Source organism: Deinococcus aerius (assembly GCF_002897375.1).
GTDB classification, from domain to species: domain Bacteria; phylum Deinococcota; class Deinococci; order Deinococcales; family Deinococcaceae; genus Deinococcus; species Deinococcus aerius.
This window is the reverse complement of record NZ_BFAG01000004.1, coordinates 90,001-110,632: the sequence shown is the minus strand read 5'-3', so window position 1 is coordinate 110,632 and position 20,632 is coordinate 90,001. Positions and strand designations below refer to the sequence as shown.

The 20,632-nt window shown below is 71.0% G+C and carries 20 protein-coding genes (1 of these 20 cut by a window edge); 12 read left to right on the top strand and 8 right to left on the bottom strand.

Going from position 1 to position 20,632, the window contains the following annotated elements:
• Positions 1-59 precede the first annotated feature (59 nt).
• A complete protein-coding gene (gene recF, locus DAERI_RS07390) occupies positions 60-1,133 on the bottom strand; it encodes a DNA replication/repair protein RecF (protein WP_103128794.1) in 1,074 nt (357 codons plus the stop codon).
• 114 nt (positions 1,134-1,247) lie between these two features.
• On the opposite strand from recF, the gene DAERI_RS07385 reads away from it, so the two are divergent.
• Complete coding sequence (locus tag DAERI_RS07385) at positions 1,248-2,039, top strand: N-formylglutamate amidohydrolase (RefSeq protein WP_103128793.1); 792 nt, start codon at positions 1,248-1,250, stop codon at positions 2,037-2,039.
• A 196-nt stretch (positions 2,040-2,235) separates the two neighbouring features.
• Positions 2,236-3,948: an NPCBM/NEW2 domain-containing protein gene (locus tag DAERI_RS07380; protein ID WP_103128792.1), complete on the top strand. Its 1,713-nt coding sequence runs from the start codon at positions 2,236-2,238 to the stop codon at positions 3,946-3,948.
• Positions 3,949-4,141: 193 nt separating this feature from the next.
• Here the strand turns inward: DAERI_RS07380 and DAERI_RS07375 are convergent, their stop codons facing one another.
• The gene (locus tag DAERI_RS07375) at positions 4,142-5,131 is read right to left on the bottom strand and encodes a polyprenyl synthetase family protein (protein ID WP_103128791.1); all 990 of its coding nucleotides are present in this window, start codon (positions 5,129-5,131) and stop codon (positions 4,142-4,144) included.
• Positions 5,132-5,205: 74 nt separating this feature from the next.
• On the opposite strand from DAERI_RS07375, the gene DAERI_RS07370 reads away from it, so the two are divergent.
• The 6 genes from DAERI_RS07370 (at position 5,206) to DAERI_RS07345 (ending at position 10,150) form a co-directional block, all read left to right on the top strand.
• Complete coding sequence (locus DAERI_RS07370) at positions 5,206-5,904, top strand: TVP38/TMEM64 family protein (RefSeq protein ID WP_103128790.1); 699 nt, start codon at positions 5,206-5,208, stop codon at positions 5,902-5,904.
• 43 nt (positions 5,905-5,947) lie between these two features.
• Complete coding sequence (gene purM / locus DAERI_RS07365) at positions 5,948-7,018, top strand: phosphoribosylformylglycinamidine cyclo-ligase (protein WP_103128789.1); 1,071 nt, start codon at positions 5,948-5,950, stop codon at positions 7,016-7,018.
• Positions 7,015-7,728 carry a histidine phosphatase family protein gene (locus DAERI_RS07360; RefSeq protein ID WP_103128788.1) on the top strand — a complete coding sequence of 238 codons (714 nt, stop codon included), beginning with the start codon at positions 7,015-7,017 and terminating at the stop codon, positions 7,726-7,728. Before purM ends, DAERI_RS07360 begins: the two co-directional genes overlap by 4 nt.
• Before the next feature lie 72 nt (positions 7,729-7,800).
• Positions 7,801-8,754 (top strand): methylmalonyl Co-A mutase-associated GTPase MeaB, encoded by a 954-nt coding sequence (gene meaB, locus DAERI_RS07355; protein ID WP_165794118.1) that lies wholly within the window; start codon positions 7,801-7,803, stop codon positions 8,752-8,754.
• Between the two features lie 3 nt (positions 8,755-8,757).
• Complete coding sequence (locus DAERI_RS07350; protein WP_103128787.1) at positions 8,758-9,627, top strand: hypothetical protein; 870 nt, start codon at positions 8,758-8,760, stop codon at positions 9,625-9,627.
• Between the two features lie 10 nt (positions 9,628-9,637).
• Positions 9,638-10,150: an isoprenylcysteine carboxyl methyltransferase family protein gene (locus DAERI_RS07345; protein ID WP_103128786.1), complete on the top strand. Its 513-nt coding sequence runs from the start codon at positions 9,638-9,640 to the stop codon at positions 10,148-10,150.
• Positions 10,151-10,157: 7 nt separating this feature from the next.
• Here DAERI_RS07345 and DAERI_RS07340 read toward each other — a convergent pair whose 3' ends face one another.
• Positions 10,158-10,652: a hypothetical protein gene (locus DAERI_RS07340; protein ID WP_103128785.1), complete on the bottom strand. Its 495-nt coding sequence runs from the start codon at positions 10,650-10,652 to the stop codon at positions 10,158-10,160.
• 126 nt (positions 10,653-10,778) lie between these two features.
• On the opposite strand from DAERI_RS07340, the gene DAERI_RS07335 reads away from it, so the two are divergent.
• Positions 10,779-11,945, top strand: coding sequence for an MFS transporter (locus DAERI_RS07335; protein WP_103128784.1), 1,167 nt, complete (start codon positions 10,779-10,781; stop codon positions 11,943-11,945).
• 561 nt (positions 11,946-12,506) lie between these two features.
• On the opposite strand, the gene DAERI_RS07330 is transcribed toward DAERI_RS07335, so the two are convergent.
• From DAERI_RS07330 to DAERI_RS07320, 3 genes are all read right to left on the bottom strand, one after another.
• Positions 12,507-12,971, bottom strand: a complete 465-nt coding sequence (locus DAERI_RS07330) for an acyl-CoA thioesterase (protein ID WP_165794117.1) — start codon at positions 12,969-12,971, stop codon at positions 12,507-12,509.
• Complete coding sequence (locus DAERI_RS07325; RefSeq protein ID WP_103128782.1) at positions 12,968-13,300, bottom strand: 4a-hydroxytetrahydrobiopterin dehydratase; 333 nt, start codon at positions 13,298-13,300, stop codon at positions 12,968-12,970. The genes DAERI_RS07330 and DAERI_RS07325 overlap by 4 nt, the downstream gene beginning before the upstream one ends.
• Positions 13,301-13,370: 70 nt before the next feature.
• Positions 13,371-13,751 carry a hypothetical protein gene (locus DAERI_RS07320; protein ID WP_103128781.1) on the bottom strand — a complete coding sequence of 127 codons (381 nt, stop codon included), beginning with the start codon at positions 13,749-13,751 and terminating at the stop codon, positions 13,371-13,373.
• A 115-nt stretch (positions 13,752-13,866) separates the two neighbouring features.
• Here DAERI_RS07320 and DAERI_RS07315 point away from each other — a divergent pair, with 115 nt between their 5' ends.
• The 3 genes from DAERI_RS07315 to mutL all read left to right on the top strand — a co-directional run bounded on the left by DAERI_RS07315 (position 13,867) and on the right by mutL (position 18,887).
• A complete protein-coding gene (locus tag DAERI_RS07315) occupies positions 13,867-14,550 on the top strand; it encodes a hypothetical protein (RefSeq protein ID WP_133161983.1) in 684 nt (227 codons plus the stop codon).
• A gap of 138 nt (positions 14,551-14,688) precedes the next feature.
• Positions 14,689-17,241 carry a DNA mismatch repair protein MutS gene (gene mutS / locus DAERI_RS07310; RefSeq protein WP_103128779.1) on the top strand — a complete coding sequence of 851 codons (2,553 nt, stop codon included), beginning with the start codon at positions 14,689-14,691 and terminating at the stop codon, positions 17,239-17,241.
• Positions 17,238-18,887, top strand: coding sequence for a DNA mismatch repair endonuclease MutL (gene mutL, locus DAERI_RS07305; RefSeq protein ID WP_103128778.1), 1,650 nt, complete (start codon positions 17,238-17,240; stop codon positions 18,885-18,887). The genes mutS and mutL overlap by 4 nt, the downstream gene beginning before the upstream one ends.
• A 3-nt stretch (positions 18,888-18,890) precedes the next feature.
• On the opposite strand, the gene DAERI_RS07300 is transcribed toward mutL, so the two are convergent.
• On the bottom strand, positions 18,891-20,015 hold the full coding sequence (locus tag DAERI_RS07300; protein ID WP_103128777.1) for a phosphotransferase family protein: 1,125 nt from the start codon (positions 20,013-20,015) through the stop codon (positions 18,891-18,893).
• Positions 20,016-20,355: 340 nt separating this feature from the next.
• A protein-coding gene (locus DAERI_RS07295; RefSeq protein ID WP_103128776.1) for a hypothetical protein crosses the window boundary here: on the bottom strand, positions 20,356-20,632 show its 3' portion. 200 nt of this gene lie beyond the right edge of the window; the window shows 277 of its 477 coding nt (coding positions 201-477); its start codon lies off the right edge, out of view — the gene reads right to left on this strand; the stop codon is at positions 20,356-20,358.

Here is a 20,632-nt window from a genome sequence, read left to right as displayed (position 1 = left end):
GGAGTGGGACAAGACGGGCGACCGACCCACGGGCCACTGCCCACGGGCCACTGCCCCGTTCACGCCCCCACCTCCACCGCGGCGGGCGTCTCTTCCGTGAAACGCCCCGCGTGCGCCCGCAGCGTCAGCACCGCGCCCGGCGCCCGCTCCGTCCCCGTCACGATGGCCTGGGGCACGCTGGCGGCGAGGTCGAGCAGAAAGCCCCGGCGCCCCGGGTCGAGTTCCGCCGTGAAATCGTCGATCAGCAGGATCGGTTTCTCCTCGAACTTCTCCGCGAGCAGTTCCAACTCGGCGCGGCGCAGCGCGAGGGCAATCGTGCGCCCCTCGCCCCGGCTGGCGTACTCGCTGGCAGGAAAGTCACCCAGGGTCAGGGTCAGGTCGTCGCGGTGGGGGCCGGTCACGGTGGCGCCGCGGGCCAGCTCCTCCGCCCGGCGGGAGGCGAGGTCCTGCGCGTAGGTTTCGGGGGTGGTGGATTCGCTGAGCGTCAGCGTCAGGGGCTTGAGGCTGCCCAGCGCCGCGTTCGCCTCCCGCGCGAGTTCGTCCAACCTGCCCAGCGCGCGGCGGCGAAAGAGCATGATGTCGGTCCCGAGTTTCACCAAGGCGTCGTCCCACACGTGCAGAGCCCAGTCCTCCCCGGCCCGGAGCGCGGCGTTGCGCTGCGATACCGTGCGGTCGTAGCGGGCGAGTTGCTGCCCGTGCCGGGGACTCAGCCGTGAGAGCAGCGCGTCGAGGTACGCCCGGCGCCCGGCGGGGGGGCCGAACACGAGGTCGCTGTCCTCGGGGCGAATCCACACGGCGCTCCCGCGCGGCAGGTCCCCGGTTCGCACCCGCACCCCGTCCACCTTGAGCTGCCGCCGCCCGCGCCCCAGCCCCACCTCGCGGATGCTGAGGCTGCCGCCCTGCTGCACGTCCGCCCGCACGTACGCCTCGCGCTCGCCCGACTGCACGAGCTGTTCCAACCGGGTCACCCCGGTCAGGCCGGTCAGGGCCAGGTACGCGGCTTCCAGCAGGTTCGTCTTGCCCGCCCCGTTCTCCCCGAACACGCCCGTCACGCCCGCCGGGAAATTCAGCGTGCCAGGCGCGAGGTTCCGGTAGTTGAGCGTCGAGAGGGACGAGAGCCGCACACCCGTCATTCTACCGAGTGGGGGGTGGAGCGGGGGTGCCGCAGGCCGCAGTTGGGGAAGTGGGCCGTGGTGAGTGGTGGGTGGATGAAGGCCCGTCGCCCCCCGCCCGCTTATCCTCCCTCCATGTCTGCCGCCGACCGCGACCGCCTGCTCATCCTCACGCCGCACCCGTCCGGGGCCCTGCCCGCCGACGTGCTGCGCGACATGCTGGGCGAGGAAGCCTTCGACCCCGGGAAGCGGGCGGCCTTCCTGCACCGCATCTTCATGGAGGGTGACCCGTATACGGATCTGATCTACGCCGTCCCGGGGGCGCGCTACCTGCAAGCGCCCTGGAGCCGCTTCGTCGTGGACCTCAACCGGGAGCGCGGCGACACCGACGACAACGGCGTGGTAAAGACGATGGACTTCGCCCGGCGGCCCCTTTACCCGGAGGGCTTTGACTTGACGCCGCAGAAGCGGGAGGCCCGGCTGCGCCGCTTCTGGGACACCTTCGACGCGGGGGTGCGGGCGGAGCTGGACGGCGCCCGACTGATGATCGTGGGGCACTCGATGGCCTCCCGCGGTCCGGCGCTCGGCCCCGACACCGGTACGCCCCGCCCGGCCCTCACCCTGATGCTGGGCACCGGGGACGCGCCCACCTTTCCCCGCGACCGCTGGGACGCCCTGCAAGCCGCCTGCGCGGAGGCGTTCGCCCCCGTCCTGACGGGCCACCTCACCCGCGTGGCGGTCGGCGACCCCTGGACGACGGACACCCTGAGCGCCCGGCACCACGCCCGCACCGGCATTCCCTCCTTCGGGCTGGAGATCAACGTGGCCCTCTATCTCACCGAGTCGGGCGAGCCCCGGCCGGACGACATCCGCGCCCTGGCCCGGGCTTTCGAGGGCTTCGCGGACGCGGCGCTGGGGCTGGTGTAGGGCAGGCGGGGCACACTCATCCTCGCGGAAGAAGGACGACCCCTTTGCTCCCGACGTGGAGAGCCATCACACCTTGCCTTCATAAAACTTTCATAGAGCGTTTTTGCTGGATGTGCGGCGCGCGGCGGGGTGGAAAATGTCACACTCGCCGGAAAGCCCGTATTCCATCCCCCTGTGCCCCAGGGTTGGAGGTCCCATGCACTCACGTCCGCGTCTCCCCCGCACGCTTGCCTGCCTGAGCCTTTCCCTGCTGCTCTTCGCTTGCGGGGAAGGCCCCGCGAATCAGCCCCAGCCCGACCCCTACGCGAACGGGCAGAGCTACCCGTGGGAGTACCAGGCGGACGCGTCCATGCAGCCGCAGACCCTGGGCGCAGGCACGAACACCCTTCAGTACGAGCCCATCCTGTATGCCAAGAATGCCTGGGGGCCGGTCGAGAAGAACCGCTCGAACGGCGAGCAGGCCGCCGGGGACGGCAAGCCCCTCACCCTGAACGGCAAGACCTACGCCCTGGGCTTCGGCACCCACGCGGGCAGCGAACTCAGGTTCAGCCTGGTCGGCGCCAGCGGCGTCTCCTGCACCCGCTTTACCGCCGACATCGGCGTGGACGACGAGGTGGGCGACCGCGGCAGCGTCGTCTTCCAGGTCTACCTCGACGGCGTCAGGGCCTACGACAGCGGGACGATGCCGGGGACGAGCCCGACGAAGACGGTAGACCTGAACGTGACTGGCAAGAAGGAATTGCGCCTGGTGGTCACGGACGCCGGGAACGGGATCAGCTATGACCACGCGGACTGGGCTGATCCCAAGGTCTATTGCGGCACCACCGCGCCCCCTCCTCCTCCCGCCGTGCGGCACCTCGAGTACGTGGCGGTGGACCGGGCGATCAAGGTCTACGACATCGACCAGGGGTATGCGCTGGTCAAAACCGTCCCGATGCCGAACATGTACGGCCTGCGGGGCATCGCGGCCAACGCCGTGACCGACCGCCTGTACATCCCCTACTGGGGCGACCGCAAGGACCCCAAGTACGCCGGGCAGCCCAGCTTCGGCTACCTCATGGCGTATGACCTCAAGACGGATCAGGTGCTGTGGACGCGCAAGTATTCACCGTCCATCGACAGCCTCTCAATCACCCCCGACGGCCAGAAGCTCTACATGGGCAGCGGTGAGGACGCGGGCGGCGACTTCTGGTTCGTTCTGGACGGCGCGACCGGCAACGAGATCACCCGTATCCCGGTGTACAAGAATGCCCACAACACCATCGTCGGGGCGAGCGGCAAGCGCGTGTACATGGCGAGCATCTCCTCGAATTACCTGAGCGTGGCCGATACGACGACCGACAAGGTGACGCTGAGGGTCGGCCCCTTCTTCACGAGTGGGACGAACTCCGGCCTGCGGCCCTTCACGGTGAACCATGCCGAGACGCTGACCTTCGTGAACCCGGACCATTTCTCGGGCTTCGAGGTGGGGGACCTGACGACCGGGAAGAAGCTCTACAGCGTGCCGGTGCAGGGCTTTCCCTGGAAAGATGCCTCCTGGCCGATCACCCAGAGCCACGGGGTCGCCCTGACCCCGGACGAGAAGGAGGTGTGGGTGCTGGACTCGTACAACCGCTACGTCCACATCTTCGACGTGAGCGGGCTGCCGAGTGTGGCCCCGAAACAGATCGCGGACATCGACGTGCGCGACCTGGGTGACGCGAACAACCAGCCCAAGTGGGTGAACTTCACCCGGGACGGGAAATACGCGCAGATTTCGACGGGGCACGTCATTGAGGTGGCGACGCGCAAGATCGTCAGGAAGCTGGACAATACCCGCTATTTCCTCCAGGTGGACATGCAGGGGGGAGAGCCGGTGCAGGCCTACTCACGCCACGGGGTGGGCTACGCGGGGACGCCCATACCTTAAGTCGGGGGCTCGAAAGGGGTGGCTGGGGTGACCTGGTCGCCCTTTCCCTTTGGGGAGCGCAACAGGGTTGTCACGCTGAGCGTCAGCGAAGCATCCCCGAGCCTCGGGACCCTTCCCTTCGTTCAAGGTGACAAGCCGGATGAGGCCCACCCGAATGCCCGTTGGAGACGAGAAATACTCCTGGCGAAGCCTGTCACGCCTCCCGCGTCGCCAGCTCCCGCATCTGGCTCAGCAGTTCCCGTGCCGCGTCCTGGTCCGGCGCGTCCGCCAGCGCCTCCTCCAGCAGCCCCAGCCCCTCGCGTGCCTGGGCGTCCGCGTAGTCCTGCGCGTACCCCACGCTCCCGCTCTCCAGGAGCCAGCGGTGGATGTCGGCGATGGCGGCGGGGTCCTTCTCGGCCCGGTCGCGCCCCATCTGCTCCAGAAAGACCCTCCGCTGCTCCCCCGGTGCCTGGGCCAGCCAGTGCAGCACGATCAGGGTGCGCTTGCCCTCCAGCAGGTCGCCGCCGATCTCCTTGCCGTACAGGTGGGGGTCGCCCCGCAGGTTGAGCACGTCGTCCCGGATCTGGAAGGCCGCGCCCAGGGCAAGCCCCGCCGGGGTGAAGCGGTCGTCCGGCGTGACTCCCGCCGCCCGCGCCCCCAGCCGCAGCGGAACCACGACCGTGTAGTGGGCCGTTTTCAGCCGCACCATCTCCAGGTAGTCGGCCTCCGTGAGGTTCCACTCGCGGTGCTGGACCCAGGTGAGGTCGAGGTGCTGGCCCTCGGCGGTGCGGTGGATCATGGCGAGAAACTCCTCCATGCCGCCCGGCACGCCCGCGCGATGCACGGCCTCCCACATGTAGACGTGCAGCGCGTCCCCCACGTTGATCGCCAGCGGAACCCCGTGCAGGCGGTGCAGCGCGGGCCTCCCCCGGCGCTCCTCCGAATCGTCCTCGATGTCGTCGTGGATCAGGACCCAGTTCTGGAAGAGTTCCAGGGCCGCGGCGAGCCACAGGGCGCCCTCCCAGCCCGCCGAACCGGGCCGCAACCCGTGGGTCCGCGCCGAGGCGAGGAGCAATTCCGAGCGGACCCCCTTGCCGCCGCGCCGAGGGTAGTCGCGCAGCATCTCGGAAAAGTGGCGCAGCTCCGGGCGCCCGCTCTCCTGGGGCAGCAGGGCCAGCACGCGGTCGAGCAGTTCGGGGCGCATCGGGGGGCAGTCTAGCGGGAGGGGGGAGACGCGCGTGCCCCGCCCTTCTCACCCGCTCCGCCTACACTGGTCGGGTGACCCTCGCCGCCCCCCGGAATGCCCGGCTCCTGCGCGTGCTGCTGCTGGGCGGCACCCTGGCCCTGCTGGTGGGCGTGAGCCTGACCCCGGACGTGCGCGCCTTTCTCGCCCGGGGCTACGAGGCCCTGACCTCCAGTGACCCCGCCGTCACGCGCGCCTTCGTGGCCGGGCTGGGCTGGGCCGGGCCGCTCGCCCTGATCCTCGGCTTCGTGCTCCAGGCCGTGCTGCCGGTCCTGCCCGCCCTGGTGATGATCGCCGTGACGGCCCGCGCGTACGGACCGCTGGAGGGCTTCGCCATCGTGTATCTGGGCACGCTGCTGGGCGCCGCCGCCGGGTACGGGCTGGGAAGATGGGTGGGCGACGCGCTCGTGCGGCTGCTCGCCGGGGAGCGGGCGCGGGGCGCGGCCCACGCCTTTGCCGAGCGCTACGGGGTACAGGGCGTCCTGCTTGTGCGGCTGATGCCCGTGCTCTCGGCGGACGTGATGAATCTGGTCGCGGGGGCGGCGGGCATGGGGTTCCGGCCCTTCATGTTGGCAACGGCGGCGGGGGCGTTCCCGGTCACGGCGCTGGTCGTGTGGCTCAGCGGCAGCGCGCGGCGCATGGCCTGGGGCCTAGGCCTGCTCTCGGCGCTCGTGGCGCTGGGGGTGGTCGTCCGCTGGTGGCTCTCGCGCCGGGCCGCCGGGAAAGTCGGGTAAACTGCCCCACGGACCCGCCTGCGCGGGAGTGTTCGGGAGGATCATGACGCAAGGCAACACGGACGCCGCCGAGGCCAGCACGGGGGCGTCAGCATACGAACGGGCGGGCGTGAGCATCGACGCGGGGCACCGGGCGGTCGCCCTGATGAAAGGCGCCGTGGCCCGCACCCACACGCCCGCCGTGCTGGGCGGAATCGGCGGCTTCGGGGGCCTCTTCCGCGCGGCGTTCGGTGAGCTGGCGGACCCGGTCCTTGTCGCCTCCACCGACGGGGTGGGCACGAAGACGAAGGTGGCGGTGCGCACGGGCCGGTTCGCGGGTCTGGGCGCCGACATCGTGAACCACTGCGTGAACGACATCCTGGTGCAGGGCGCGCGGCCCCTCTTCTTCCTCGACTACGTGGCGATGGGGCGGCTCCTGCCCGAGCGGGTGGCCGAGGTCGTGACGGGTGCGGCGCGGGCCTGCGAGGCCCTCGGCGTGGCCCTGCTGGGCGGCGAGACCGCCGAGATGCCCGGCGTGTATGTAGAGGGCGAACTCGACATCGTGGGCACGATTGTGGGCGTGGTGGACCGGCCCCGCCTCATCGACGGCTCCCGGATCGAGGTCGGGGATGCCGTGATCGCGCTTCCCAGTACAGGCCTGCACACGAACGGCTACAGCCTCGCGCGGATGGCGCTGGACAAGTTGGATTGGACTGAAGCCAGCGCGGACCTGGGCGGCGAGCGGCTGGAGGACCTGCTGACGGTCCCGCACCGGGCCTACCTGGGGGCCTTCGACGCACTCCTGGCCGCGGACGTGGACATCAGGGGCATGGCGCACATCACCGGGGGCGGTCTGATCGACAACCCGCCGCGCGTGTTCCCGAACGGGGTGGGGATGCGGGTGGATACCTCCTCGTGGACCGTGCCGCCCCTCTTCGACCTCATCGTGCGGCGGGCGGGCGTGGAGCGGTCCGAGGCTTTCCGGGCGCTCAACATGGGCGTGGGCTTCCTGTTCATCGTGCCCGGTGCCCAGCGGGAGGAGGCCCTGACGACCCTCCGCACGGCGGGCGAGTCGCCCTGGGTGATCGGCGAGATGGTGACCGGAAGCGGCGTGACCCTGGCGGAGGCCCCTTGATCCGCCGCCGTCCCCCCACCGGCTTCCTGCCCCCCGAGCGCCGCACGGCGACCGAGTTCTGGGTCGTGCGGCACGGCGAGAGCACCTGGAACGCCGACGGGCGCTACCAGGGGCAGACGGACGTGCCCCTCAGCCACATCGGGATTCTCCAGGCGGCCACCCTCGCCGAGCGCCTGACGGGGATGCACTTCGACGCCGTGTACTCCAGCGACCTCGCCCGCGCCTCCCAGACGGCCGAGATGGTCGCCGAGCGTTTGAGTGGGCGGCCCACGGTGCAGCTCGAACCCGGCCTGCGCGAGATCGACGTGGGCGAACTCAGCGGCCTCGTCGTCGCCGACATCGAGGCCCGCTTTCCCGAGTACCTGCGGGCCCTGCGCGCCGACCCCTGGACCACCCGCCGCCCGGGCGGGGAGAGCATGGAAGACCTCTTCGCCCGCTGCGCCGTGGCCTTTGACCGGCTGCGCGCCCGGCACGCGGGGGGCCGGGTCCTCGTCTTCACCCACGGGGGTGTGGTGCGGGTGGCGGTGGGCCTGGCGCTGGGCGGCGTGCCCAACCACGCCTGGGCGCGGCTGAGCGTCACGAACACCTCCATCACCCGGGTGCTGCTGGGCCAGAACAGCGGGACCCTCCTCGGCTTCAACGACGACGCGCACCTGGAGGACCTGATCGAGGCGACCGAGGCGGACGACGTGCTGGGGCAGGCGCCGTAGGGGACGGGGTAGCCTGGGGGAAGAGATGAGACAGCCCGCCCTTCAACTCCGGCCCCCGGCAGGGGTGACGCCTTGACCGCCCACCCCTCCACCCCCCGCGACCTGCTCCCCCGCTTCCGGGCGGGCGACCCCCGCGCCCTGGCCCGCGCGATCACCCTCGCCGAGAGCGGGCTGGACGCCGCCCGGCCCCTGCTGCGCGCGGCCCGCGAGATCGCCGCCTCCCGGGGACCCGGCGGCACCGTCGTCCTCGGCGTCACTGGCAGCCCCGGCAGCGGCAAGAGCACCCTGACGGACGCGCTGATCGCCCACCTGCGGGGGCAGGGAAAACGGGTCGCGGTGCTCGCGGTGGACCCCTCCAGCCCCTACTCGGGCGGGGCGATTCTCGGCGACCGCATCCGCATGCTGCGCTGGCACGCCGACGAGGGCGTCTTCGTGCGCTCGCTGGCGAGCCGGGGGGCGCTGGGCGGCCTGTCGCCGCGCACCCTGCCCGTCCTGGCGCTATTGGAGGGCTTCCGGTTCGACTGGGTGATCCTGGAGACGGTCGGCGTGGGCCAGTCGGAGGTGGACGTGGCCGCCGCCTGCGACCACACGCTGCTTGTCCTGACGCCCGCCGGGGGCGACGGGGTGCAGGCGTTCAAGGCCGGGATCATGGAGATCGCCGACGTGATCGCCGTGAACAAGGCCGACCTGCCCGGCGCCGACCGCACGGTGCGCGAGCTGATGGCCGCGCAGGGCCTCGGGCGGCACGACGCCTCGACCTGGCTCGCCCCCGTCCGCCGCACGGTCGCGTCCCGGGGCGAGGGCGTGGACAAGATCGTGGACGCCGTACTCGCCCACCGCGCCTTTCTGGGGGAAGCCGGACTCCACGCCCGCCGCGAGCGCCGCGCCGAGTTCGAGGTGCGGACGCTGGTGCAAGACCGCGTGCTGAGGCGCGCCCGCGAGATGAGCGGCGACCTCTACGCCCGTGTGGCCCGGGGAGAGCTGGACGCGGACACGGCGGCGGACGCGCTGCTGGCAGGAGGGTAAGCCATGAGTGAGCAGATCACACTGGACGCCGAGTTCCTGCGCCGGGCGCTGGGGCAGGAGGGTGAGCTTACGGCCGAGATGGTCACGCCCGGAACGCTCCCGGCCGATTTTCCCGTTACCTTGCCCGAGCTGGCGGGGACACGGCTACTGGGCGGGCTTCGCACGGTGGCCCGCCAGTGGACGTTCCATTTTTCGGGTGGGCCCCGTTCTGCGGAGCGCAAGTCCCAGATGAGCTGGCGGGCCTTTCTGGATGTACCCGCGCCCCCGCCGGAGGTGATGGAGGCGCTGATCGCCCACTTCGCCGGGCAGGGCTGGCAGGCGGCGCAGATGTTCCAGCAGACCTTCGTGGAGGCGGCCCGGACGCAGTGGATGGGGGGACATCCGGGGCAGCGCCGCACGCTGAACGTCTCGTCCGGGCAGGAGGGGGCCGTCACGCAGGTCCACCTCCAGGTGCAGGACACCGAGCCGGAGCAGATCGAGCACCTGCTGGGCCGTCGGCACCACCCCCACTTCGAGGACTTCTCCCAGGCGCCCTTCCCGACCCTCATCCTTCCCGGGGGGTGGAGTGCCCAAATGCTGACCGGGCAGGGGGGACCCATCCGCTCGGAGACGGTCGCGCTGGTCGCCCCACAGCCGATGCCGGAGCTGACCGCGCTCCTCTCCCACTTCCTGCCGCAGCTCGAACGGCAGGGCTGGCGCCTCCTTCACCGGGAGGACGCCCCCGAGAGCCTGTCGGTGTACCGCACCCCGCTGGGCATCGGCACCCTGTTCCTCCGCCCCGGTGAGGGCAGCATTTCCGCCCTGATCGTCCACGCCACTGCGGAGGACGGGCGGGGGTCGAGCCGGGTCATGTTCAGCGTGGGAAGCTCGTAAGCTGACGCCCATGCGTGCCCGCACCCTCGCCCCCCTGATCTTCGGCTTCCTGTCCGTCCAGCGCCTTCTCGAACTGCGGGTGGCCCGCTCGAACGAACGCTGGGCGCGCGAGCACGGGGCGACCGAGTACGGCCGGGACCACTACCCCCTCTTCTTCCTGCTGCACCCGGGCTGGATGCTGTTCACGCTGCTGGAGGGGCGGCGTTCGGGGAAAGGGGTGAACTGGGCCGCCTTCCTGCTGTTCCTGCTCGCGCAACCGCTGCGGTACTGGGTGATCCGCACCCTGGGCCGCTACTGGAACACCCGCATCCTGATCGTGCCGGGGGGAGAGCGGGTCACGGGCGGTCCCTTCCGCCTCCTGCGGCACCCCAACTACGCGGTGGTCGCGCTGGAGATGGCGTCGGCCCCCCTCAGCGTCGGGGCGTGGCGCACGGCGGTCGCCTTCAGCCTGCTCAACGCCGCGCTGATCCTGCTCGTCCGCCTCCCCGCCGAGGAGCGGGCGCTGCGGGGGTATCAGCAGTAAGGCCGGGTCAGGAGGGAAGCCGCAGCAGCCCGGGCGGGGTGCGCCGCTCGAAGGTGAGGCCCCCCGGCGTGTCGGCGAGCTGGACGGCGGACTGCACCCGGGTGTCGTGCAGTTCCAGCCGGGTGCGGCCCATCGCCCCCGTGCGCTCGATGGCGGCCACGGCCACCAGGACCCGCAGCCCATAACGTTCGGCCCGCATGAGAGCCTGCATCTCGGGCAGGCCGCCTTGCAGGTGCCCGGTGACCAGGGCCACCTCGCCGGGAAAGAGGTTGTGCTCGGCGTTCACGGTATGCAGCACCGGAATGCCGCGCGCGGCGGCCAGGGCCCGCGCGAAGGCCTCGCCCCCTTGCAGGGCGATCACCCCGTCGATCTCGGGCAGGGCCGCCGCGAAGAGCAGCGCCAGGTCCGTCCAGGCCCGGTCGGGAAGACGCGCCAGCCGTTCACGCAACCGCTCCTCCGAGGGGAGGGCGGCGGCGACGGCATCCCGGAACACGAGGGACATGCCTCCAGGGTACTGTGTTAGAAACCTCACGTCATGGGGGCGCGGGTGCCCCCATTGGGGGAGGGGTCGGCCCGAACCGCTGGACACCTCCCCGCCGGGCACCGGGCGGAGGGGTAGGGTAACCCAATGCAAGGGACCGCCGTTCGCGCCGCCACCCGCCACGCCACCGCCGTCGCCGTGGCGGTCACGGCGGGGCACTTCATCAACGACGCGTACGGCGCGATGCTCACGCCGCTCACCCCCGCCCTGCAAAGCCGCTTCGGGGTGTCCATCGCCGCCGTCACCCTGCTCTCCAGCGTGTACAGCCTGACGAGCAGCGTGTTGCAACCCCTCCTCGGCATCCTGGGGGAGCGGGTGGACCGCCGCTACGCCGCCGCGCTCGGCCCGCTGCTGACAGGCCTGGGCCTCACCCTGATGGGTTTCGTGCCGTGGTTCGGGGCGCTCGTGCTGCTGGTCGCCGCCTCGGGGTTCGGGAGCGGCTTCTTCCATCCGGCGGGGGCGGCCTACGTCGCGCTGAACAGTCCGCCGCAGAAGCGCGGGTTGTGGGCCAGCCTCTTCAGCGCGGGGGGCACGGCGGGCAGTGCACTCGGCCCCGTCTTTGCCGGGGTCGGCCTCGCGCATCTCCCCTGGTTCGGGCTGATCGGGGTGGTGACCGCGATCCTCACCTTCGCGGTCACGCCCCCCGGGCGGGCAGAGGGGCGGCGCGTGGCTCTGGCCGAGTACGGGCGCATCTTCCGGGGGCCGCTCGTGGGGCTCTGGGCGATGGCCGTGCTGCGCTCGCTCGCCAGCATGGGGTACAACGCGATGTTGCCCTTCATCCTGCTGGCCCGGGGCTTCGGGACGCGGGAGGTCGCGGTCACGCTCGCCGTGTACGCCGTTGCGAGCGCCGTCGGCGGCATCGTCGGCGGGCGGGCGAGCGACCGCTACGGGCGGGTCCCGGTGCTGCGGGCGGCGATCCTGGCCACCATCCCGTTCTTCGCCGTGCTGATCCTGTCGAGTCCGGCGAACTGGTGGTTCTACCCGCTCACGTTCCTGGTTGGGGCGGCGGTCAACGCGAGCATTCCGGTCGGGGTGGTCGCCGCGCAGGAGTATGCGCCGGGGCACGTTGCCGTCGCCAGTTCGATCATGATGGGTTTCTCGTGGGGGTTCGCGGGGTTGCTGGTGTTTCTGGTCGGGGTGCTGGCGGATGCCACGACGCCGACGGTGGCGGCGCTGGTCAGCATCACGCTGCTGATTCCCAGTGCGTTCATCGCGTACCGGTTGCCGGAGCCTCGGCGGGCGGAGTTCAGGTAGGGAGGGGTGAAGGGGCAGGGTATCTTGCTGCGGTTTGCCCCCACCCCCCCAGCCCCCCTACCCCCACCGGGGGCGACGACTCCGCCGCGCGGGGCGGCCCGCGCGTTGACGCCAAGCTCGCCTACGTGTCTCTCCTCTTGGTGGAGGGGGGAGCTTTCCGCTGCGCTCGGCAAAGGGCCTGCCCATCGCGCCTGTGGTCGTTTTTCTCAACCCGCAAGGTTTGATCTTGTTGATCTCCGAGTCACTGGCCCACCGTCTCGCTGCGCGAGCAAGGCGTGGTGAAGGCGGTGCGAGAGCGAGCCCCTTGCAGGAATAGGCCGTTCACAGTAGACGGTTTTGAGAAGCAAAAGCTTTGGCGCTGTTGCTCCTCCCCCCTTGCGGGGGAGGCTGGGAGGGGGGAGACGAGCGTAGCCCGTCCTCGCGTGGGGTTGCGTGGAGCGTCAAAAACTGCTCCCACCCCACTTCTCATTTCGCGTCAAGCGTTTGTGGGGCAGGCTGGCGCTCGCCACCCAGCCTGCCCTCCCGCCGCACCTTCCGGGCCTGCGGCTTGCTCGAACACCCTCAGAACCCGAACGCCTCCAGCACCTCGCGGGGCGTGCGCTTGGGGCGCCCGTTTCCCGGGTCCACCCAGACCCACTCGGTCTGGCATTCGGCGAGGCGTTCGCCGTCGCTGCCGTCCTGGGTCGCGCGGTCGAGGGTGTAGGCGCGGATGCTGCGCACGCCCGCGCTGACGGTGATGGCGGTGCGGATGCGGATGCGGTCCCCCAGCACGGCGGGTCGGTGATAGTTGATGACGTGCTGCCGGGCGACCGGTACGGCGCCCAGCGCGATCAGCGCATCCGTGCCCATGCCCAGGCGCAGGGCGTGGGCACGGGCCACCCCCTCGCACCACGCAAGGTACACCGTGTTGTTCACGTGATTCAGGTCGTCGAGGTCGCCGGGTCCCACGGTGACCTCCATCTCGTGCTTGCGCTCGGGTGCCAGGGCCGTCCATAGCACGTCCGCGTCGGGAATGGCGAGTTTCAAGCGCCGGTCACCCCGGCCCACAGATCGTTGACGGCCCGCGCGCCCTCGATGTCGAGCAGGGTCACCCCGCCCACCGTGTGGGTGAAGAAGGTGAGGCGCACCCGGCGGTAGCGGATGAGGATGTCGGGGTGGTGGTTCTGTTCCTCCGCCAGCGCGGCGACCCGCACCGCGAAGTCCACGCCCGCCTGGTAGCTGTCAAACGCGAAGTCGCGGGCTATTTTGCCGTCGTCGCCCCACCAGCCTTCGGGCTTGAGTTCCTGCACGTCGCCGTCGGTCAGTCGGCGCTCCGGGTCGTAGGCCATGCGCGGGTCGTAGGGGTGGTAACTCATGGTGCCATGCTACGGGAGGGGCAAGGCCGGAAAGGGGAGGTGGGACGCGGTGCAGAGGCCCCGCCGGGTCCTACTGCCCCGCTAGCCCGATGTACTGCGCGCCGCCCGAAACGCCGACGACCACCGTGATGGAGTGGCTGCCCCGCTCGAAGAGGTACACCTGGCTGCGGACCGTCTTGCTCTGCTTGACGAGCCGGTAGCGGCCCCGGCGGATGAGGGCCAGGAAATCCGAGGTCCGGAGCTGGCCGACCCGCCCGGCCTTGACCTCGTACATCTCGGTCCACTTCACGCCCGCCATGCTGAACCGGAACGTCTGGTAGAGCGGCCCGCAGATGGGCTTTGCCCCCGCCGTGTTTTTGAACAAGCCGTTGGCGACGTAACCCTGTTTCACCGGGCAGGCGAGGGCAAAAGGAGTGAGGGTGAGCGCGGCGAGGACGGAAAGTGTTTTCACAGGAACCTCCTGGGAAGGGGGAATGTCCCGCGCAGTGTAGTTCCCGCAGGCTCCCTTTGGCCTCTCCTCACCTCTGCTTGTCCGGCCCAGACCCGGGGTGTACGGTGAATGACGTATGAAAAATGTAACGCCTGTGCTGCTCGCCGGTGCCGCCCTGTTGCTCGCCTCCTGCAACAGAACCAGCGCCCCGCAGCCCGAAGCCGCCTCCGGGAAGGTCGTGGAACTCAAGTTCGACGGAACGACCGGCGCACCCTCTTACACGGCCTGGAGTGGCGGGGCCGGGCAGGTCGTCGCCTCGGTGGGAACCAAGGAACTCGTCAGGACGGATCTGAAGGCCGACGGCAGCTTCAGCCTGAGCCTTCCCAAGCCGGACGCGGCCCTCCTGAGCGGGACGACCTCGGGCAGCTTCACGGCGAATCTGCCGAACAACTGCACGGGGAACCTCAGCCTCTCCGGGGCGACCGACGCCAAGAGCGCGGTGCCCACCTTCAGCGTCCAGGCGCAGAAAAGCGGCCGGATTGCGCCCCTCGCCTCAGGGGGGACAGCGAGCAGCCCCACGGCGGAGACGGGCCTCTATATCTACCTCGACAAGGCCGTGGGCCTCTCGGGGCAGATCACCTGCATTCAGAACAACATCATCGTGACGGGGAATGTCAACGCGCAGTTCAGCGCGGGCTGGAACAAGGTTTCGACGAGCGTGGCAATCACTTCGGCGGGGGGAACAGTCACCTTGAAGGCAGGGAATATTCCCAGTACCTGGGTCTACGGAGCCCCAACAGCCCTGTCTCTTCGGAAGTAGGCCCGAGCACCAGGCTATCCAGCTATCCAGCGTCCCATCCGCCCCGCCTCCCCGTGGGGCGGGTTTTCCTTGTGCCGCTCGCCCCAATTGCAACCGCTATTCCGTCCACAACAGAACGGGGTGCGCTATGCTCGCGCCATGCCGGTGGGGGTGCCGCAGAGCGTCTTGAAGGGAACGGGGTCGGGGGTGCTGCCGCCGATGCTCGAACAGTACGTGGCGCTGCGCGACGCCCACCCCGATTTTTTGTTGCTCTTTCAGGTTGGGGACTTCTACGAGACCTTCGGGGAGGATGCCGAACGGGCCGCGCGGCTCCTCGGCATCGCCCTGACCCACAAGAGCAGCAAGGATTTCTCGACGCCGATGGCGGGGGTGCCCGTCCGCGCGCTCGACAGCAATGTGGAGCGGCTGCTCGCGGCGGGAGTGCGGGTCGCCGTCGCCGACCAGATTGAGGAGCCGGGCTCGGGGTTGGTGGAGCGCCGCGTCACGCAACTCCTCACACCAGGCACGGTGACGGAGGAGCGCCACCTCACCGCCGACGAGAACTATCTGGGGGCGGTGGCGACCGGGGACGGATATGGGCTGGCGCTGCTCGACGTGTCCACTGGCGAATTCCGCTGCGCCGCCTTTCATACGCGCACGGCGCTCTACGACGAACTCGCGCGGCACCGGGCGCGGGAGGTGCTGCTGGCGCCGGAACTCTCGGGCAATGCCGCTCTCCTGGCCGACTTCCAGGCCCGCTTCCCGGTCATGCTCTCGCCCGCCAACTTCGATGAGGAAGGGGCGCGGGCGGAGTTGAAGGCCGTGCTGGGCGAGGTGCCGGGCTCGCTCGGCTCGGCGGCGCTCGTGCGGGCGTGCGGGGCGGTTCTCGGGTACGCCCGCCTGACCCAGCAGGGGCGGCTGGAGATGGTGCGCCGGGTGGTGCGCTTCGAGCCGGGGGCGCATATGCGGCTGCCCGACGCGGCGGTGCGGGCGCTGGAGGTGTTCCAGGCGCAGTCGCCGCAGGGCGTCACGTTGATGGACGTGCTGGCGGAGACGCGCACGGCGGGTGGGCGGCGAAGACTTCGGGCCTGGCTGCGGGCGCCGCTTCTCGACGAACTCAGCATCCGCTCCCGGCTGGACGCGGTGGAGACGCTGACCCGCGCCTCCGACCTGCGGGGGGCGGTGCGGGCGCTGCTGTACCGGGCGCACGACCTCGAACGGCTGGCCGCACGGGTGGCGACCCGGCGGGCCTCCCCGCGCGAGGTGGCGTCGCTGGCCCGTACCCTCGACCTGCTCCCCGAGGCGGTGAAGCTGCTCGACGCGCAGGACGGCCTGCTCGCGGGTATCCGTGCCCGATTGGGTGCTCTGCCCGACGTGGTCACCCTGATCCGCGCCGCCCTGGTGGACGACCCGCCCATCCGCGCGGGCGAGGGCGGCCTGATCCGCGACGGCTTCCACGCCGAACTCGACGGTCTCCGTTCGGAGGCCCTGGGGCACCGCGCCTGGCTGGCCGAGCTGGAGACCAGCGAGCGCGCCCGCACCGGCATCGGCAGCCTGAAGGTGGGGTTCAACAATGTCTTCGGGTACTACCTGGAGGTGAATGGACCGCACCTGGGCAAGGTCCCCGCCGACTACCGCCAGATCGCCACCCTCAAGGACCGCGCCCGCTTTACCCGGCCCGACCTGCGCGAGCGCGAGCGCGAGATCGCCCGGCTGGAACTCGCCGCGCAGAGGCTCGAACTGGAGGTCTTCACCGAGCTGCGCGAGAGCCTGGCCGCCCATGCGGAGGGGCTGGCCGAGGCGGCGGGCGCGGTGGCGGAACTCGACGTGCTCACGGCCCTGGCGGAGATCGCGGTGGAGAGCGGTTGGGTGCGGCCCCAGACTGTTTCGGGCCGGGCGCATCTGGTTCAGGCCCGCCACCCCGTCGTCGAGCGGGCGACGGGCGGGCGTTTCGTGCCCAACGACGCCGAACTCGGGCCGAACCGCCACACCCTGCTCCTGACCGGGCCGAACATGGCGGGTAAAAGTACCTACCTCCGAACGGTCGCTCTCTGCGCCCTGCTCCATCAGGTGGGCTCCTTCGTGCCCGCCGACCGGGCGGAGCTGCCCATCTACGACGCCATCCACACGCGGATCGGGGCTTCGGACGACCTCGCCGGGGGCCGCTCCACCTTCATGGTCGAGATGAGCGAGCTGGCGAGCATCCTGCACGGGGCCACGCACCGCAGCCTCGTCATTCTCGACGAGGTGGGGCGCGGAACCTCCACCCTGGACGGCCTCGCCATCGCGCAGGCGGCGCTGGAACACCTGCACGGGACGGGGGCGCACACCCTCTTTGCCACCCACTACTTCGAGCTGACGCGGTTGGAAGCAGAACACCCGGGCCTGGTGAACCTGCACGTCGCCGCCGAGGAGGACGAGGCGGCGGGCGGGCTCACCTTCTACCATCAGGTGATTCCCGGCGCGGCCCGCCAGAGCTACGGGGTGGAGGTCGCCCGCCTCGCGGGGCTGCCTGCGCCCGTCACCACCCGCGCGGCCCGGCTCCTCACCGCCCTGAATGCCGGGGGCGACGACCGCAGGTTGCGGCGCGAACTCGCCGCGCTCGACCTCAGCCGCCTGACGCCCATGCAGGCGCTGGAAATCCTCCACACCTGGCAGCGGGAGGCGCAGCGGGCCGCCGAGGGCGGGGAGCGGGAGGTCAGGAACCTGTGACCATCCACGTCCTCCCCCCCCACATCTCGCGCCTGATCGCGGCGGGCGAGGTTGTGTCGCGCCCTCTGGACGTGGTGCGCGAACTCGTGGAGAACGCGCTCGACGCGGGCGCCACACGCATTGAGGTCGAGGTGGAGGGCGGCGGCCTGGGGCTGGTCCGGGTGCGGGACAACGGGGCGGGCATCGCGGCGGACTCGGTATCGCTTGCGCCCGTGCGCCATGCGACGAGCAAGCTGGAGCCGGAGGCGGGCGCGGTGGAGCGCGTCACCACCCTCGGCTTTCGCGGCGAGGCCCTGTGGGCGGCGGCGCAGGCGGGCGAGCTGCACCTGGTGACCCGCCCGGCGGCGCAGGTGGGGGCAGCGGAGGTGCTGGCGGCGGGTGACGACGTGACCGTGCGCCGCACCTCCGCCCCGGCGGGCACGACGGTGACGGTGAGGAACCTCTTCGCCCGCCTGCCCGCCCGGCTGCGGACTCAGGCTCCGGCAGCGGCCGAGGTGCGCGAGATCACGGCATTGGTCGGCCGCTACGTCCTCCACCACCCCGGCCTCCACTGGCGGCTGACGGTGGACGGCGAACCCCGATTGACCCATGCGCCCGCCGATCACCGTGGAGCGGTGGCAAGTGTGTACGGGCCGCTCAGCGCGAACCGCGTTCTGCGGGTGGAGGCGGAGGGTGTCAGCGGCGTCGTCTCCCGCCCCGAACTCACCCGGGCCCGGCGCGACCGGATGCACTTCAGCGTGAACGGGCGGCCCATCCTCGCGCCGCCGGAGCTGGAAAAGGCCGTCATTGAGGGTTTTGCCGAACTGCTGCCCTCCGGCGTGGCCCCGCTCTGTGTCCTCGACCTGACCGTGGCGCCCGAGGACCACAACCCCAACGTCCACCCGGCGAAGCAGGTCGTCGCCCTCGCTGACCTCCCCGCCGTGGCCGCGAGAGTGAGGGAGGCGGTGGCAGAGGCGCTGATGGCTCATCCCCTGGCCCGTTCCGCCCCCGCGCTGATCGCCCCGCCGGAACCCCAGGCGACCCCGACGAGTGGCAACTTTCCCGCCCTCACCCTCGTCGGCGTTTACCAGGAGCTGTACCTCCTCGCGCAGGGGGAGGGCGACCTGTGGGTGGTGGACGCCCACGCCGCGCACGAACGCGCCCTCTACGAACGCCTGACCCGCGACCTCACCGCTGCCCCGCCCGTCGAACTGCCTGAACCCGAGTTGCTGCACCTCACGCCCGAGCAGGTGGCGCGGCTGCATGAGCGGGATGCGGACCTGCGCGCCTGGGGCCTGACCATCGAGGATTTCGGGGCGGGGCTGGCCCGGCTGCGGACGCTCCCCGCCGTCCTCGCCGCGCTGCCCGTGCCCCGGCTGCACGAGCAACTCGTTGAGGCCGCGCTGGGCGACAGCCCTGACCCCCGCCGTCACGTCCTCGCCCGCCTCGCCTGCGCGCCCGCGCTCAAGGCCGGAATGCTGGACGGGGGGAGGGGAGAGGCCGTCCTCGCCGCCCTGTCCGCCTGTGACCAGCCCTGGTCGTGCCCCCACGGGCGCCCCACCACCCTGCGCCTCTCCGAGCGCGACCTCGCCCACGCCTTCGGGCGCCGGGGCGTGCGCGACGTGGCCCGGGGCCGGGACGAGGTGCCGGGCGGTAAGGGCAGGTAGGGGTCAAGTCAGCCGCGCGAGTTCCCGAACGGCCTGCTTCAGGTAGTAGGGTGTGTACTCGGGCCGCCACCCCGGAACTGTGCCCTCCCAATCCCGGAACTGGTGGTCGTACACGGCGGCGCGGTGCAGCAGGGCGAGGGGGAGGCTTCGGAGCAGCGCCCCACCCCCCTCCGGGCAACCGAGGGCATTCAGGTAGGTGCGGGAGAGCCGCGTTTCGAGGTCGGGGAACGCCACGCGGATAGGCAGCCTGGCTCGTGCCGGATGCAGCGTGAAGGCCAGAAACCACCCCGCGTCCATGAAGGGATGTGCCCTGCTGGCCGACTCGCTCCAGTCGAACCACACGCTGCCGCGCGGGCCATGTAGGGCGTTGCGGGGATGGGCGTCCCCGTGCGCGGGAAGGTCGGGCAGGCCCAGGGCGGCCAGTTCCCGAAAGGCCGCGCGGATGGTGGGGCGGGCTTCCGTCAGCGTCCGGGTCTGGTCCTGTTCCAGCCCCCAGGCCCGCAGGGTGTCCACGTCCGACAGGAAGGCGTCCACCCGCCCCGTCATCTCGGCCAGGGGCCAGGTGGGACACCCCAGGGCGGCGAGGGTGGGAGCATCAGCCTCTTTCTGAAACTGGGCCAGGCGCTCCAACGCTTGTTCCCAAACTTCCAGTTCGGCCACCCCGTCCAGCAACTCGCCCCCCGAGGCGCTGACGAGGAGACCCGTTTCTCCGTCACTCCAGAGCAGGGGCGGGAGAAGTTCCGGCAGCGTGCGCGACAGGAGGGCCGTCACCGCCGCCTCACGCCCCGTGTCACTCGCCTTGAGATATACGGGGCCAACGTCCGTTTCTGCCCGCAGTACGGCGACAAGGTCGTGCTGATGGATGGGGACCACTTCGCCTATCCGAGTCAGCCCGGCGGAACTCAGGGCGGCGTCCAGCCTCTCCCGCGCTCGCCGGGGCCAGCCTGGACGGTGCCACTCCCGGGCGCGTGGGAGCGGGGTAAGCTCCGCCTCCCCCCAGACGAAGCCTTTGGGGGCCGTCTCCGAGAGGGCCTGCGCCTGCGCCACTCCCTCCCGCCCCACCGTCAGGCCGCCGTCATGCAGGGTCCACGTCCCGACGCCCCAGGCCGCGCGAACAGAAGGGGCCATGTCGGTTCCTTCGGGCACGTCGAGGACGGGCAGCTCTCCGTTTCTCAGCAACAGCAGCGGGCGCTCGGGGTGCCAGAGGGCGCCTGAACTGCTTTGGAAGGGTGACGCCCTGGCTCTTGTGGCACGGCGGCCAGTGTAGGGGAGGGCGCCGCTTCACCGGGCCGCAACTCCCCCCGCCCGCATCCCGTATCCAAGCGTATGGCGAAAGAACCGCAGCGAGCCTCCCCACCCCCGTCCTCCGTGCCCCCCGGTTACGGCTGCCTGGGCGTCCTCCTGCTGCCCATCGGGCTGTGGTGGCTGGCGGGCAGGCGGAAGGGGCGCCAGGATCACCGGAAGGACCCTAACGGCGGGTGAGTTCCAGCGAGCCGCTGTTCAGCGTCACGTCCTCGTAGCGGCCCGTCGCCGCGTTGCAGGTCTGGTGGTTCACGTAGCCCTGGGCGCCGACGCTGCCCGTGCGGCCCGCGCGGCTGAAGGTGGCGCGCACCTGGTAACGCTCGGTGAAGCCGCCCGCGCAGGCGCTCCCGGTGCCCAGTTCGGCCACCGTGTCCACCGTCACGGGGCTGGCGTCGTACACGCTGCGGGTGCCCGTGAGCGTGAAGCTCTGGCCGGTGTCGCGG